This is a genomic window from Streptomyces sp. GQ60, assembly GCF_059758875.1.
In genome coordinates this window covers 285,170-297,797 of the sequence record NZ_JCAXEG010000005.1, presented here as the reverse complement: position 1 = coordinate 297,797, position 12,628 = coordinate 285,170, and the positions used below count along the sequence as shown (strand labels likewise).

At 72.2% G+C, this 12,628-nt stretch carries 15 protein-coding genes; 5 read left to right on the top strand and 10 right to left on the bottom strand.

All coding sequences use genetic code 11. The annotated features are described in order from the left end of the window. Nucleotides 1–17 precede the first annotated feature (17 nt). Together AC6CKD_RS15455 and AC6CKD_RS15450 are read right to left on the bottom strand one after the other, a co-directional pair. Nucleotides 18–1,562 (bottom strand): phosphodiester glycosidase family protein, encoded by a 1,545-nt coding sequence (locus tag AC6CKD_RS15455; RefSeq protein ID WP_498327860.1) that lies wholly within the window; start codon nucleotides 1,560–1,562, stop codon nucleotides 18–20. Then, nucleotides 1,562–2,317 carry a peptidase inhibitor family I36 protein gene (locus AC6CKD_RS15450; RefSeq protein WP_498327859.1) on the bottom strand — a complete coding sequence of 252 codons (756 nt, stop codon included), beginning with the start codon at nucleotides 2,315–2,317 and terminating at the stop codon, nucleotides 1,562–1,564. Before AC6CKD_RS15450 ends, AC6CKD_RS15455 begins: the two co-directional genes overlap by 1 nt. A gap of 542 nt (nucleotides 2,318–2,859) precedes the next feature. On the opposite strand from AC6CKD_RS15450, the gene AC6CKD_RS15445 reads away from it, so the two are divergent. Then, nucleotides 2,860–3,282, top strand: coding sequence for a hypothetical protein (locus AC6CKD_RS15445; protein ID WP_498327858.1), 423 nt, complete (start codon nucleotides 2,860–2,862; stop codon nucleotides 3,280–3,282). Here AC6CKD_RS15445 and mmuM read toward each other — a convergent pair. The 3 genes from mmuM to AC6CKD_RS15430 form a co-directional block, all read right to left on the bottom strand. Continuing rightward, nucleotides 3,269–4,180, bottom strand: a complete 912-nt coding sequence (gene mmuM, locus AC6CKD_RS15440; RefSeq protein ID WP_498327857.1) for a homocysteine S-methyltransferase — start codon at nucleotides 4,178–4,180, stop codon at nucleotides 3,269–3,271. The two genes, AC6CKD_RS15445 and mmuM, sit on opposite strands and share 14 nt — an antisense overlap. Before the next feature lie 14 nt (nucleotides 4,181–4,194). After that, complete coding sequence (locus tag AC6CKD_RS15435; RefSeq protein WP_498328130.1) at nucleotides 4,195–5,118, bottom strand: LLM class F420-dependent oxidoreductase; 924 nt, start codon at nucleotides 5,116–5,118, stop codon at nucleotides 4,195–4,197. Nucleotides 5,119–5,297: 179 nt separating this feature from the next. Then, nucleotides 5,298–5,771 carry a nuclear transport factor 2 family protein gene (locus AC6CKD_RS15430; RefSeq protein WP_498327856.1) on the bottom strand — a complete coding sequence of 158 codons (474 nt, stop codon included), beginning with the start codon at nucleotides 5,769–5,771 and terminating at the stop codon, nucleotides 5,298–5,300. Nucleotides 5,772–5,876: 105 nt separating this feature from the next. On the opposite strand from AC6CKD_RS15430, the gene AC6CKD_RS15425 reads away from it, so the two are divergent. Then, nucleotides 5,877–6,233, top strand: a complete 357-nt coding sequence (locus tag AC6CKD_RS15425) for a hypothetical protein (RefSeq protein ID WP_498327855.1) — start codon at nucleotides 5,877–5,879, stop codon at nucleotides 6,231–6,233. 366 nt (nucleotides 6,234–6,599) lie between these two features. Then, the gene (locus AC6CKD_RS15420) at nucleotides 6,600–6,878 is read left to right on the top strand and encodes a hypothetical protein (RefSeq protein WP_478690259.1); all 279 of its coding nucleotides are present in this window, start codon (nucleotides 6,600–6,602) and stop codon (nucleotides 6,876–6,878) included. 49 nt (nucleotides 6,879–6,927) lie between these two features. On the opposite strand, the gene AC6CKD_RS15415 is transcribed toward AC6CKD_RS15420, so the two are convergent. From AC6CKD_RS15415 to AC6CKD_RS15400, 4 genes are all read right to left on the bottom strand, one after another. After that, nucleotides 6,928–7,413 carry a DUF6099 family protein gene (locus AC6CKD_RS15415; RefSeq protein WP_498327853.1) on the bottom strand — a complete coding sequence of 162 codons (486 nt, stop codon included), beginning with the start codon at nucleotides 7,411–7,413 and terminating at the stop codon, nucleotides 6,928–6,930. Nucleotides 7,414–7,536: 123 nt separating this feature from the next. Continuing rightward, nucleotides 7,537–7,929 (bottom strand): nucleotide pyrophosphohydrolase, encoded by a 393-nt coding sequence (locus tag AC6CKD_RS15410; protein ID WP_498327852.1) that lies wholly within the window; start codon nucleotides 7,927–7,929, stop codon nucleotides 7,537–7,539. Next, complete coding sequence (locus AC6CKD_RS15405) at nucleotides 7,922–9,175, bottom strand: AAA family ATPase (RefSeq protein ID WP_498328129.1); 1,254 nt, start codon at nucleotides 9,173–9,175, stop codon at nucleotides 7,922–7,924. The genes AC6CKD_RS15410 and AC6CKD_RS15405 overlap by 8 nt, the downstream gene beginning before the upstream one ends. A 706-nt stretch (nucleotides 9,176–9,881) precedes the next feature. Next, the gene (locus AC6CKD_RS15400) at nucleotides 9,882–10,277 is read right to left on the bottom strand and encodes a cell division protein SepF (RefSeq protein ID WP_215026310.1); all 396 of its coding nucleotides are present in this window, start codon (nucleotides 10,275–10,277) and stop codon (nucleotides 9,882–9,884) included. A 192-nt stretch (nucleotides 10,278–10,469) separates the two neighbouring features. Between AC6CKD_RS15400 and AC6CKD_RS15395 the strand changes: the two genes are divergently transcribed. Both AC6CKD_RS15395 and AC6CKD_RS15390 read left to right on the top strand, forming a co-directional pair. Beyond that, entirely contained in the window at nucleotides 10,470–11,189 is a 720-nt protein-coding gene (locus AC6CKD_RS15395) for a DUF2470 domain-containing protein (RefSeq protein ID WP_498327851.1), read from the top strand. A gap of 94 nt (nucleotides 11,190–11,283) precedes the next feature. Further along, complete coding sequence (locus AC6CKD_RS15390; protein WP_498327850.1) at nucleotides 11,284–12,210, top strand: NADP-dependent oxidoreductase; 927 nt, start codon at nucleotides 11,284–11,286, stop codon at nucleotides 12,208–12,210. 44 nt (nucleotides 12,211–12,254) lie between these two features. Here AC6CKD_RS15390 and AC6CKD_RS15385 read toward each other — a convergent pair whose 3' ends face one another. After that, a complete protein-coding gene (locus AC6CKD_RS15385) occupies nucleotides 12,255–12,626 on the bottom strand; it encodes a 4Fe-4S ferredoxin (protein ID WP_498327848.1) in 372 nt (123 codons plus the stop codon). Nucleotides 12,627–12,628: the final 2 nt, after the last annotated feature.

Below are 12,628 nucleotides of genomic sequence, written 5' to 3'. Positions count from 1 at the left end.
CGACCCGGGCCGCAGCGCTACGGCAGGGTGCCGCCGGGCTTGCCGTAGCCGCCGCGGGTTATGTACACCGCGTCGGCCACGGGGCGTTCGACCCGCTTGTAGACGTCGCCCTGCTTCTCGATGTCGGTCATGCCCGTCTGGCGCTTCTCCAGGGTGTACATGGTGGTCGAGCCGCCGCCGTCGAGGTTGATCGCGTCGAACACGCCGAGCTCGGGCAGCTTGAGGATCTCGGCGAACTCGTACAGGAACGCACCGTCGACGCCGGAAAGATCAGAGGTGCCGCTCGGATCGGGGAGGTCTCGTGGCCCGGTGATGGTGGCCATCACCGTACGGCCCTTGGCATCGACGCCGAGGGCGGTGCGCGAGTCCCGGCAGATGTGGCCGGCTGCCGGCTTGTAGCCTTCCGACGGCGTGACCTTGTTGCCTGCCCCGTCGAAAATACGCGCGCACGTCCAGGCCGTGGTGTCTACTACGCCGTCGTCCAGCAGGCGGTGCGCCATTCCGGAGATGATGTCCACGGACTCGTTGAGCGCGATGTGGTTGTCGGGGAACTCGAGGTCGGCGACCTCGTTTTTGAGCTTGAGGGTGCGTCCCGGGGTCAGGTTGGTCTGGAGCCACTGCTCGGCGGCCGTGCCCACGGCCTGCAGCACGAATCCGCCGGTCGCGACGTTCTTCCCGCCCCGGGCCTCCCACAGTCCTGTGGCAGCGTTCTTCGGGGGGAGCGTGAACGCGCCGGTGTTGTCGACCGTCACCTCGTACCCGTCGGCGTCGTCCGTGGTGACATCGGGGTGGGTGTCACGGTTCTTGGGCGGCGTAGTGAGGTTGTACGAGTCGTTGAAGGCGACGATCTCGTCCCCGTCGAGGAAGATGTCCAACTTTTCGTTAGGGGGGTACGTGACCTCCTTGCTGACGTCGTCCTCGTCGCGCCGGCAGCCCACACCGCGGCCGGGGTCACGGTTGACGTCGTCGAGCGGCCGCTCGACGACGACGACGCCGGACGCGTCGACGACCTGGAGCGTCACTGTCGCGCGGACTTTGGAGATGTACGGCAATCCGTGCTGGAGCACGACCGCCTGGCTGCCGTTGAGGCAACCGGTGCCGTTGACCTGTCCGTCACGGACGGCGCTTCCCAGGAAGTGGAGGCTGTCGCGGTGCGGGGGTTCTCCCTTGAAGAAGCTGCCGTTGATCCCGGCGAGGGGCCGTTCCGGCTTGACCGCGGCGAGCTGGTCGGCGACGGTCTCCGCCTTGGCAGCGGCGCCGCCCACGGTGCTTTCCAGGCGTGTGGCGCCCAGGGCCGGATCGGCGACGACCACGTTCAGCTCACGCGGGGCGGTGCGTCCCTCGGTCTTCGTCCGCTCCCTGTAGCGCGTGTACGTCACGCCGGTGGCCAGCGTGTAACGCTTGATCTCCACCCAGCTGGTGAGCAACGTGGGCTCGACCGTCGCCGCGCTGGTCGCGCCCGACGAGGAGACCAGCAGGGCCGCGCTCAGGACGATGGCCGCAGCGGCGGCAGGGCCTCGACGGCGCGCCCGGGAAAGGCGCGCGGGCATGTCGGTCGTCATCAGCAGGCGTCCTTGTCCGGGGTGAGCACGTGGGAGCGGAAAGACTGGGTGAACGGCTCGGGGAGCGTGGTGCTGTCGCCCGGCATCACTTTGTACGCAATGTAGGAGGTGCCGTTGGCATCACTCCAGCCGCCGCGAGGTTCGGTCGAGGAGACGAAGTAGGCGGAGTAGAAGCAGGCGTAAAGGGATGTGTTGTTGACGACGGAGCGGACGCGGTCGTGCCAGACGGGCGAGTAGCTGTGGTTGGAGTCGACGGTCGAGTACATGCCGCCCCTGGCCCGCTCCTCCGCGAAGATGCAGAGCTTGCCCGGCGTGGCCGGCGTATTCGGCGTGGCCGGCGTGGGCTGCTCGCACCGTTCGAAGCCGGTGAAGCAGTGGCCCTTGGAGGGAGCCAGCTTGTACGAGCTGACGTTCCCTTGCAGCGCGCCGGTGAGATTTCCCTCGTACTCCGGCTTCAACGCCTCGAGGGTGCCGCCGTAGTAGGCGTCGGCGTAAAGGCACAGCCAGGACGTGGTGTTGTTGTGGACGGAGCGAGCCGTCGAGTTCCCCTTGTTACTGGACAGGGAGATGGAGAGGAGGGACCGGGTCGTGGACTTCTCCAGCGCGCCCTGGCCACTGTCCTGGTCGTAGAGGCAGAGGGTGTTCGTGTCGCAGCCCTCGTACGCCGACGCGGTCGTCGGTACGACGAACAGCAGGGAACAGAGCAGCGCCAGAGCTCCCAGAACGAGTGAGCCTCGCGATATGGTGATCTTCACGGCAGGCAGTCTGACAGACCCCTCTTCCTCCCCCCTGAGCAGGTATTACTCGTTCAAGGGGCCGGCGCCCCGAGAGCCGGATCCCACCCCCGGGAAGCCGTCCAGTACCGGCGGCGCGTCCTTCCCGTGCTCCTCGCCCGGCTGACCCCGCCACGAACCTCAGTCCCTCTTCGCGGGCCATGGCTACGGCCATGAATCGCGGGCTGCCCGCGGCTGGATGAATCCTGCTCGTCAGTCCGCCCCGGGACCTGCCGAGCAGGGCTTCCGTCAGACGGAGCTTGCGTCGGCGGGGGCTCGCCGGCGCACGGGCTGTCCGTTCCGTTCCTCCGGGCAAACTCGGCGGACATCTTCCGCCACTGCCCGCTGAAGCCGGCAACTGATCACGACTTCACACGGTCCCTGGACCGCGACACCCTCCGCGGGAGGCGGTCCCAAGGGTGATGACGTATTCATCATGACAGGTCAGAGGCGGTTTTCGTAGGACGGACGGCACAGCCGATCAGCCTTGTCCGGGGCCCCGCGCGGCTCACAGAATCTCCCTCATGAATCCCACGGAGAACATCAATCACGACGCCGTGCTGCGAGCCCGGGTGGCGCTCCTCGGATCGGGCACGCTGCCCGTCCGGGAGCGGGTGGCCGCCTATCGCGTCCTCGTCCGGGTGAGTCCGTTGGCCTATCTGCCCCTGCTGGCGGCCGCGTTGTTCGCGTACAGCCGTCAAGAGTTCGCCCACCGGCCCGGGATGGCGCTTGCCCTGCGCGCCGAGTCCGTGGCCGCCGCGCGTCGGATGTGCGCGCTGGAGCCCGAGGAGACCCAGCTGCTCCTCACCTCGCTGGTGCACTACCGCGAACAGCTGCTCCTGATGGAGCGTCCGGAGGAACTGGCCTCCGTGGAGGCGGAGATCACCGCGCTCGCGGCTTCGGGCGGCGGGTCGATCGGCGTGCGCTGGGACCTCAGCGGAGCGTAGCGGCCAGTTCCGCGATGCGGCCGGGGCCGATGCGGCAGCAGCCGCCGATGAGGCGGGCGCCGGTCCGGCGCCAGGCGGCCGTGGGCCAGGGGACGGGGGTGGCCGGGGCCCGCCAGGTCCCGGTCGCCGCCTCCCACACCGAGCCGTCGTTGGGGTAGGCCAGCAGCGGTTTGGCGGTGACGGCGGCGGCCGCTTCGAGGGCGGGCAGCACCTCGGCGGGGTCGCAGCAGTTCACGCCGACGGCGATGACCTGCGGGGACCCGGCGGCGAGGGCGAAGGCCTCCGGGAGGGGCTGCCCGGCCCGGGTACGGCCGCCCGCCACGGTGTAGCTCAGCCAGGCACGGGCGCCGGTCTCCGCGAGGACGGTGAGCAGGGCTTCGGCCTCGGTGGCGTCCGGCACGGTCTCCAGGGCCAGCACGTCGGGGCCCTCGGCGAGCAGAGCCGCGATCCGGGGCCGGTGGAAGTCGGCGAGTTCCCGCACGCTCAGGCCGTACCGGCCCCGGTACTCGGAGCCGTCCGCCAGCACCGCCCCGTACGGGCCCACGGACGCGGCGACCCACACCTCGCACTCCGCCGCCCGGGCCGCCGCGTCGGCCAGCCGCACGCTGCGACGCAGCAGGGCCGTCGTGCGTTCCGGGCCGTAGCCGCGCCGGGCGAAGGCGGCGTACCCCACCTGATAGCTCGCGGTGATCAGCACCTCGGCGCCGGCCCGCGCGTAGGCGGCGTGGGCGGCCGTCACCTGCTCCGGCCGCTCGGCGAGGACCCGGCCCGTCCAGAGGCCGCCGGACAGGTCGCACCCCTGGTCGGCGAGCTGGTTGCTCAGCCCGCCGTCGACGACCACGGTCCGCCCGCCGGGGCCGGCCAGGGCTTCGGCGAGCGGCTGGGACGCGCGGGGCACGGTCGCCGTCCCCGTCAGCCGAGCTGGGACTGGACCCGGGAGGAGATCAGCTCCAGGTGGTCCAGATCGCCGAGGTCGAGCAGTTGGAGGTAGAGGCGGGAGGAGCCGACCGCCTCGTAGGCTCCGATCCGGTCCACGACCTCGGCCGGGGAGCCCGCCAGGCCATTGGCCTTCAGTTCCGCCACGTCCCGGCCGATGGCGGCGGCCCGTCGGGCCACCTCGGCGTCGTCCTTGCCCACGCACACGACGAGGGCGTTGGAGTACACGAGGTCGCCGGGCTTGCGGCCGGCCTCCTCGGCGGCCGCGCGGACCCGGCCGAACTGCCGCTCGCTGTCCGCGATCGAGGCGAAGGGCATGTTGAACTCGTCCGCGTACCGGGCGGCCAGGCGCGGGGTGCGCTTCGTTCCGTGGCCGCCGATCAGGACCGGGATCTTGTCCTGGGCCGGCTTGGGCAGCGCCGGGGAGTTCTCCACCTGGTAGTGGACGCCCGTGTAGTCGAAGGTGGCGCCGGGCTCGGTGGCCCACAGGCCGGTGACGATCGCCAGCTGCTCCTCCAGCCGGGCGAGGCGCTCGGCCGGGAAGGGAATGCCGTACGCCTTGTGTTCCTCCTCGAACCAGCCCGCTCCCAGGCCGAGTTCGATGCGGCCGCCCGACATCTGGTCGACCTGCGCGACCTGGATGGCGAGCACCCCGGGGAGCCGGAAGGTACCGGCCGTCATCAGCGTGCCCAGCCGGATCCGCTGGGTCTCGCGCGCCAGGCCGGCCAGGGTGATCCAGGCGTCGGTGGGACCGGGCAGACCGTCGGCCGCACCCATGGGCAGGTAGTGGTCCGAGCGGAAGAAGGCTCCGAAGTGGAGGTCTTCGGCGGCCTTGGCGACGCGGAGCAGGGTCTCGTAGCTCGCGCCCTGCTGGGGTTCAGTGAAGATCCGGAGTTCCATCACTCCATAGTGCCCGTCCACCGTGCAGACCTCGTGTGGCTGCGCACGGCCCGCCGCGCCGGGACGTGGCATGCCGACAACCTCGCAAGCCACTTACCGAACCGCTGTTCGATTCTGCGCATCGTCCTCCGTCGCCCGCGTGGCCCAGACCATGGCCGTACGACCGTCCACGCGCTCCCTCATGACCGGCCGGGGCCGTCGAGGCGTTCCGTGGGACCGGCGAAGGAGAGGAAGAGGGTGCGCGTGGTGAGCAGCCAGGTGCTGTCCACCTTGCGGAACCTGTCTTCGTAGTGACCCACCTGGACCGGGGGCCGCGGCGGTACGAGGCCCTCGCTGTAGCCGTCGACACGGTAGGTGGTGAAGTAGGTGGTGGCGGCGGCGGTGTCCGCGGAGGTCACGGTAACCAGGATGTTGGTGCACATACGGCGTGACAGCCGGTCTGCGGGCCGGTTGCCGAAGTAGGCGCGCAGGGCGTCGTGACCCGCAATGCGGCGGTCGCCGGCGGGCCATTCCCAGGTGCCGTCCTGCGTGAAGAGGTCTGCCACCGAGCCCGGGTCCCCGAGGTCGAGCCGATGGACGAATTCGACGACCAGCCGCTCACAAGCCCGCTCTGCGAGCAGGCGCTCCATCGGGTCAAAGGTTTCGGCATGCATGATCAACTCATATCAGGTCGCCCCTGGCCGAGCCTTATGCGAGCTGGGCCCCCCTTGCCCGTACCGAGGGACCGGCACCCCTCACGCCCGGTCGGCCGAATCCTTATGATCATCCGCGCCGGGGGGGAATCGCGCGACGTCCTGCACACCTGCCAGCCGGCGGCGTCGCACCAGGGGGTGGCCACCGGCCGGCAGGTCTGGAAGACCGGACTCGACCACACCCAGGGTGCCGGCCTGAACCTCCACGACGGCAAGGTCACGGTGATCGTCGAGACCAGCCCGACCTCGGCGCTCGGGAACAAGGACCTGTACGTCCTCGATGCCGCCACCGGCCAGGAGCGCGATGTCCGCAGCTTCCACGACCGCGTCTCCACGGCCGGGATCTTCGAGTACAAGGGCCTGTTCATCGGCGCCGGCCTGAGCGCGACGGACCCGCCGTTCACGGCGTACGAACGCTCGTGACCCTGCTCGAACCTCTACAGCGGCGCATGGACGTGGTTCCGACGCAGCCGAGTTCGGCAGCGGCCGGGTGATCGGGCAGAGGTCGCGGTCCTTCTAGGCCTTGGCGATGCTCGGGAAGGTGTCGTAGCTCGCGCCCCGCTGGGGTCGGTGAGGATGCGGAGAGCCTTGTCCCCATCCTGTCTTTCGGCCCCGGCCGGGTGAATCTGAGCCAACCGGGCGGTCGCCGCCGCCCGCGCCAGTGACCAGCCCGGATGGGGATCGTTGGCTCGGACGGAGCCGGACCGCACGGCCCGCGCGCCGGCGGCCTTCGCCAGTGCGTCCACCGCCCCCTTCCGCCCTGGAAGGGCCAGGGCCGAGGAGGCCGCCATGTCCCAGGAGTCCGCGCCGGAGATCCGCCGTCAGGACTGTCAGACCGGGCAGGCAGCGCACGACCACGCACGCCAGGAGTCCGCGGTGCCCGCCCAGGGCGGCGCGCCGAAGGGCCTGCTGCAGCAGATGGAAGAGCTGATGGCAGCGCTGAACGCCGACCTGTCACAGCTCGACGCCGACCTCCAGTCCTCCACCGATCGCAGCCCCGGCACCGCGCTGCCCCAGGGCGGCCGCACCCGGGAGAGCGAAGACCGCCCGTCCTACCGGTCCTCCTGACCGGCCGGGTCCCGTCGCGCGCGGCGGGACCCCACCGACACACCCCGGCTCAGGCCACTCCGGAGGCGGATCCGCGCTCGCGCACGGACATCCGCCGCAGGATCGCCCGGACCCGGTCGCTCGACTCGTCGGCCGCGTCTATCGACTCTATGCACTGCCAGTACAGACCCTCGTCGTCCGTCCCGCAGGCCACCCCGACCAGCGCTATGCCCACTTCGCCGAGCAGCGCCTGGAGCCCGAGCAGCGCCTGCCGGGCGTCCGTCACCCCGGTCAACTGCGCCGCCCGGGGCGGTAGGTCGGGCGCATAGCCCTCGCCGCGCAGAGCCGCCCGGTCGAGCACCCCGCAGCCTCTGCCCCCCGCTTCACCCAGCCCCCGCGCCTCCGCTCTCAGCTCCGGCGGCCCGTTGACCGCCAGCCAGCTCCCTATGCCCTGCGCGAGGGCCTGTGCCTGCCAGGCCTCGCCCACGATGTCCCAAGCAGCCCCGCTCTGCGCCAGCGCGTGCCGGCCGGCTGCGATGAGCCGTACCGCGTCCATATGCCGTCCCCCGTCCGCACGACATCTCGCCGTTCTCTCCACTACCCAGAGTGAGGGCAACGGGCCGGTAAAGCCAGGGGTATTCGGAAATTGTGGACACAAACATGGTTGTGGATAACGCCATCACTCCGAAGAGTGACGATCTGTCCCTGGACCGCCCGGGACGGGAAAGCGCAGCTCGTTCCGCTCGATCTTCGCGGCGAGCGCATCCAGCACATCCACCCCGAGGACCTCACAGAACTGCAGCAGGTAGGCGAGCACGTCGGCCACCTCATCGGCCACTCTGTGTGCGGTGTCCGGCTCCTCCATGACCTTGGCTGACTGTTCCGGCGTCAGCCACTGGAAGATCTCCACCAGTTCGGCCGCCTCGACGCTCAGCGCGACCGCCAGGTTCTTGGGCGTGTGGAAGGGCTCCCACCCGCGCGCCGCCGCGAACTCGGCGAGCCTCCGCTGGAGCCGGTCGATCCGCTCGCCGGCCCCCTTGTCTTCCCCGGTCGCTCCACGCTCTTCACTCATGCCCCAGGTCTACCACCGAGACCCCCGCGACCCCCCGGGCGGCCGTCGCGCAGGCCTCCCCGGCCGAGGCCGCCAGCCTGACCTGCCCGCGCCCGCACGCCAGTACGGCCAGCCGCAGCAGTTCGGCGGTCTGCCGGCCGTCCAGGTCCCGGTCGAAGCCGTCCGCGAGCACCGTCAGTGCCTGTCGCGCGGAGGGCAGTTCGGCCGCCGGATCCACGTCCAGGACCCCCGGCCCGGTCAGCAGCACCAGCGCCAGGGCGAGGAAGCGCAGCTCGCCCGCGCCCAGCCGGGCCAGCTCGGTGGCGGGCCTCCCCGGGCCGCGGTCCAGCAGTCCGGTGACCGGGCCGCCCTCGGGATCCCGTACGTCCAGTCCGGCCACCCAGCCCGCGCAGCCGGTACGGGCTGCCCCGGTCAGCAGCCCGTACCGGGTGCCGCACTCCAGGCGGGTCCGGCGCAGCACGTCGGCCAGGTTGGCGCAGTCGCCCAGCAGCCGCCCCCGCCCCGGCGCGACCGGCTCCCGCATCCGCTCCGGGCGGGGGTCGCAGGGGAACACCGAGCGCAGCGCGACCACCACTTGCTCGGCGGCGGCCAGCACCCGCCGCTGCCCCTCGGTGGCCCCGGCCACGCGCAGCGGGAGCAGCGCGGTGCCGAGCCGGTCGTCGGGCAGCGGGGCCCGGGGGACCCCGGCGGCCCCGCCCGTCAGCCAGGCCGCCTGGACGGACCGTCGCCCGGGGTCGCGCAGAGCGGTGGCGAGGAGGACCTGCCCGTCGACCGAGAGCCGTTCGCCGACGATCCGCAGCGTCGGCTCCGCCTGAACGGCGAGGTCGAGCCGGACCGGCCCGGCGGGGCCGTCGACCGTACAGCCGATCCGGAACCCCCGGCGCCGCTCGGCGTCGGGCACCGCCCGGTCGGGGATCCGGGCCCGGGGATCGGGGAACACCTCCTCCAGGGTGGCCCCGCCACCCAGGGCGGCCAGGGCCGCGTAGGCCTCCAGCGCCTGGGACTTGCCGCTCCCGCTCGGCCCGGCGAAGAGGGTGACGGGACCGAGCGCGAACCGGGCCCGGCGGTGCGTTCCGTAGGCGGAGAGCCGCAACTCGGTGACGGCCGGCCGCAGATGCGGGGCGCCTGCGGCGAGCGGAACCTGGACCGCGGCCGGGGCCGAAGCCTGCGCCGGAACCTGAACCGCGGCCGGGGACGGAACCTGGGCCGGCCCAGGCGCCGGAGCCTGCGCCGGAACCTGACCCAGGGGCGTGGCCGAGGCCGGAACGGGGGGCGGGACCGGAACCTGAGACAAGGCTGGGGCCGGAGCCGAGGCCGGGGTTGAGGCCAGAGCCAAGGCCAAGGCCGGGGCCGGGGTTGAGGCCGAGGCCGGGATTGAGGCCGGAGCCGGAGCCGAGGCCGGAGCCGGAGCCGAGGCTGGGGCCGCTGCCGGGGACGGAACCTGGGCCGGCGCAGGCACCGAAGCCTGGGCCGGGACCTGAGCCGAGGCCGGAACCGGGGGCGGGACCTGAGCCGAGGCCGAAGCCGGAACCGGGGACAGGACCGGAACCTGAGCCAAGGCTGGGGCCGGAGCCGAGGCCGAGGTTGAGGCCGCTGCCGGAGCCGAGGTCGGAACCTGAGCCGAGGCCGAGGCCGCTGCCGGGGACGGAACCTGGGCCGGCGCAGGCGCCGAAGCCTGCGCCGCAACCTGAGCTGGGGCCCACGTTGAGGCCGAGGCAGGAGTCGGGGCGGGCGCCGGGGTTCGGGCCGGGGATAACCCCGGCCCGGCGGGCGCGGGCGGAGTTGTGGAGGTGGCGGGCTCGGTCGACGCGGCGGCGGGGGCCGCGGAAGACGTGGGCGCCGTCAGCGTGGAGGGGGCCGTCGGGACGGCAAGGCGCGAGGTCATGCGCGGGACGGTACGGCCCGCCGGACCCCCCGTGGGGCCGGCGAACCGTTCCGCCCGCGGGCACTTCCTACGATCGGGGGACGACCGCGGCCGCGATCCCCTCCACCTCGGTCCCGACGGGCGCCAGCAGGAAGACGTTCCGGTCGACCCGGTGCATCCCGCTGCCCAGCCCGAAGACCACGCCACTGCTGAAGTCCAGGATGCGCTTGGCCACTTCGCCGTCGGCACCCGTGAGGTCCAGCAGTACCGGGATCTGGGCGATCAGGTACTCCGCCACCTCCCGCGCGTCCGCGAAGACCTGGACCCGGATCACCACGAAGCGCCGCTGCTCCGCCGCGGACGCCCCCGGAACCGTGGGGATCGTGCGGTGATCCACCCGGGAGGGCCACTCGTTGCGGCTCCGCAGGGGGACCACCTGCGCGAGCCCCTCCCACTGTTCGTCGGTGACGTCGTACCTGCTCACCAGGCCGCCTCGGCCTTGCGCTTCATGTGCATCCCCCCATCCTCTCGCGTTTCACCCGTTCAGCCCAACACCGACACGAGGCAGCCGAGACGCCCCGCCGGCCGCCCCCGCTTACCCCTCACCCGCGGAGTGGGTTAGGTTAGGCATACCTAAGTACGTACCATCTCACCACTCGGGACGACGGAGATCCACATGCACCTGCCCCTGCCGCTGCCCACCGACGCCGAGCGGGTCCGGTCCGTCCTGGCCGCCGCCCACTCCATGACCGTCGTCACCGACGGGCAGCGCACGGAGATCCGCCACCTCGACGGCACCGATCCCCTCGGCCGGCTGCACCTGCACCCCGCCGAGCCGGGCGGCCGCGCCGAGCACCGACCCGCGATCCGGCTGGAGTTCACGGACATCGCGCCCACTCCCGTACGGGACCGCGTGCGCGCCCGGGTCACCCTCGTCGGCCGCCTGCTCACCCCTTACACCGACGGGGGCGCCGAGGGCTCCGACTCCACGTGCGTGGAGTTCGGCCGGGCCGTCCTGGAAACCGCCGACGGCGCCCGCTCGTACGTCGGCCCCGACGAGCTGGACGCGGCCCGACCCGACCCGCTCGCCCCCTACGAGGCCGGGATGCTCACCCACCTCCTCGACGACCACGCCGAACTCGTCACCCTCCTCCTGCGCTTGGTGCGACCGCAGCCGTCGGCGGACCCGGGGGCCGAGTCCGCCGTCCTGCGCGCGCTGCCCCTCGCCATGGACCGGTACGGCATCACACTGCGCCTGGAGGAACGCCGCGGCCACCGCGACGTACGGATCCCCTTCCCCTCCCCGCTCGACGACGTGGAGCAGTCCGGGGCGCAGATCCAGGCCCTGTTCAGCGCGGCCCGGCGCAGCTCGCGCCGCAATACGCTGCCCGCCTGAACGACCTCCACGGGACGGGAGGTTCCGGAAGGCTCCGGTAGAAGGGCCCCTCGGGTTCGGAATACGGACACTGGGCCCCCCGTTGGGGATGATCATGAAGGCAATCACATACACCGCATACGGAACGCCTGACATCCTCACCCTCACCGAGGTTCCGGAGCCCAAGGTCGCTCCGGGCGAGGTCCTCGTCCGCGTCAAGGCCACCGGCGTGAACCCGGTGGACTGGAAGCTCGCCTCCGGGTACCTCGACTCGATCCTCGAAGTCCGCTATCCGGTCATACCCGGCTGGGACGTCGCCGGGGTGGTCGAGGCGGTCGGCGAGGACACCTTCGACTACGCCGTCGGCGACGAGGTCTACGGCTACGTCCGCAAGGAGTGGGTGGAGCTGGGCACTTACGCCGAGCTGGTCTCCGCCCCCGTCCGCACCCTCGCCCGCAAGCCGCGCGGGCTGACCTTCGAGCAGGCCGCCGGCATCCCGCTGGCCGGGCTCACCGCCCTCCAGTCTCTCACCCGCGTGGACCTGAAGGCGGGCGAGACCGTACTCATCCACTCCGCCGCCGGCGGCACCGGCTCCTTCGGCGTGCAGATCGCCGTCGCGCTCGGCCTGCGCGTCATCGGCACGGCCGGCGCGCACAACCACGACTACCTGCGCTCGCTCGGCGCCGAGCCGGTCCTGTACGGCGAGGGCTTCGCCGACCGGGTCCGCGAGCTGGCGCCCGAAGGGGTGGACGCCGCCCTGGACTTCTTCGGCGACGACGTGATCCCGACGCTCCGGTCCCTGGTCAAGCCGGGCCAGGGCCACCGGTTGGTGTCCATCGCCGACTCCACCGCGGCCGCCCAGGGTGCCCACCAGCTCTGGGTCCGCCCGGACACCGCCGACCTGACCTTCCTGGCCGAGCTCGCGGACGCGGGCAAGCTCACGGTCAACGTGGAGCACGCGCTGCCGCTCGCCGAGGCGGCGAAGGCCTGGGAGCTGAGCGCCACGGGCCGCACCCGCGGCAAGATCGTCCTCACGGTCTGACGCGGGAACCGGGAGGCGGGAACCGCCACCCGGGACGCGTTCGCTCAGGAGGTGAGCGGCGGCGCGGCCCCGCCGCCGCTCGCCGGGCCGAGCGACGGGCCGATCGCCCGCAGGGCGCCCGGTGTGCGCCCCTCGCCCCAGCCGATCTCCCGCCGGTAGCTGCCGAGCAGACCGCGGGCGGCCAGCCCGGCCTCGTCCCGTACGGCCGGGTCCTCGGGGACCGGACGGGTCAGCGGGGACACGAACAGCGCGTCCGCCGGGCAGTTGGCCTCGCACAGGAAGCAGGTCTGGCAGTCCTCCTGCCGGGCGAGCAGCGGGATCCCCTCCGGTCCCCGCTCGAAGACGTCGGTCGGGCAGACCTCCACGCACTTGTCGCCGGGGGTCTCCCCAGGCCGAAGGCCGAGGGGGCGGTGCACCG

Excerpts from the sequence above, each read along its gene's own strand:
- AC6CKD_RS15410 (WP_498327852.1), bottom strand. The coding sequence starts at position 7,929 with ATGAGTGAAGAGCGTGGAGCGACCGGGGAAGACAAGGGGGCCGGCGAG.
- AC6CKD_RS15390 (WP_498327850.1), top strand. The coding sequence starts at position 11,284 with ATGAAGGCAATCACATACACCGCATACGGAACGCCTGACATCCTCACC.
- AC6CKD_RS15420 (WP_478690259.1), top strand. The coding sequence starts at position 6,600 with ATGTCCCAGGAGTCCGCGCCGGAGATCCGCCGTCAGGACTGTCAGACC.
- AC6CKD_RS15435 (WP_498328130.1), bottom strand. The coding sequence starts at position 5,118 with ATGGAACTCCGGATCTTCACTGAACCCCAGCAGGGCGCGAGCTACGAG.
- AC6CKD_RS15425 (WP_498327855.1), top strand. The coding sequence starts at position 5,877 with ATGATCATCCGCGCCGGGGGGGAATCGCGCGACGTCCTGCACACCTGC.
- AC6CKD_RS15395 (WP_498327851.1), top strand. The coding sequence starts at position 10,470 with ATGCACCTGCCCCTGCCGCTGCCCACCGACGCCGAGCGGGTCCGGTCC.
- AC6CKD_RS15455 (WP_498327860.1), bottom strand. The coding sequence starts at position 1,562 with ATGACGACCGACATGCCCGCGCGCCTTTCCCGGGCGCGCCGTCGAGGC.
- AC6CKD_RS15415 (WP_498327853.1), bottom strand. The coding sequence starts at position 7,413 with ATGGACGCGGTACGGCTCATCGCAGCCGGCCGGCACGCGCTGGCGCAG.
- AC6CKD_RS15445 (WP_498327858.1), top strand. The coding sequence starts at position 2,860 with ATGAATCCCACGGAGAACATCAATCACGACGCCGTGCTGCGAGCCCGG.
- AC6CKD_RS15430 (WP_498327856.1), bottom strand. The coding sequence starts at position 5,771 with ATGCATGCCGAAACCTTTGACCCGATGGAGCGCCTGCTCGCAGAGCGG.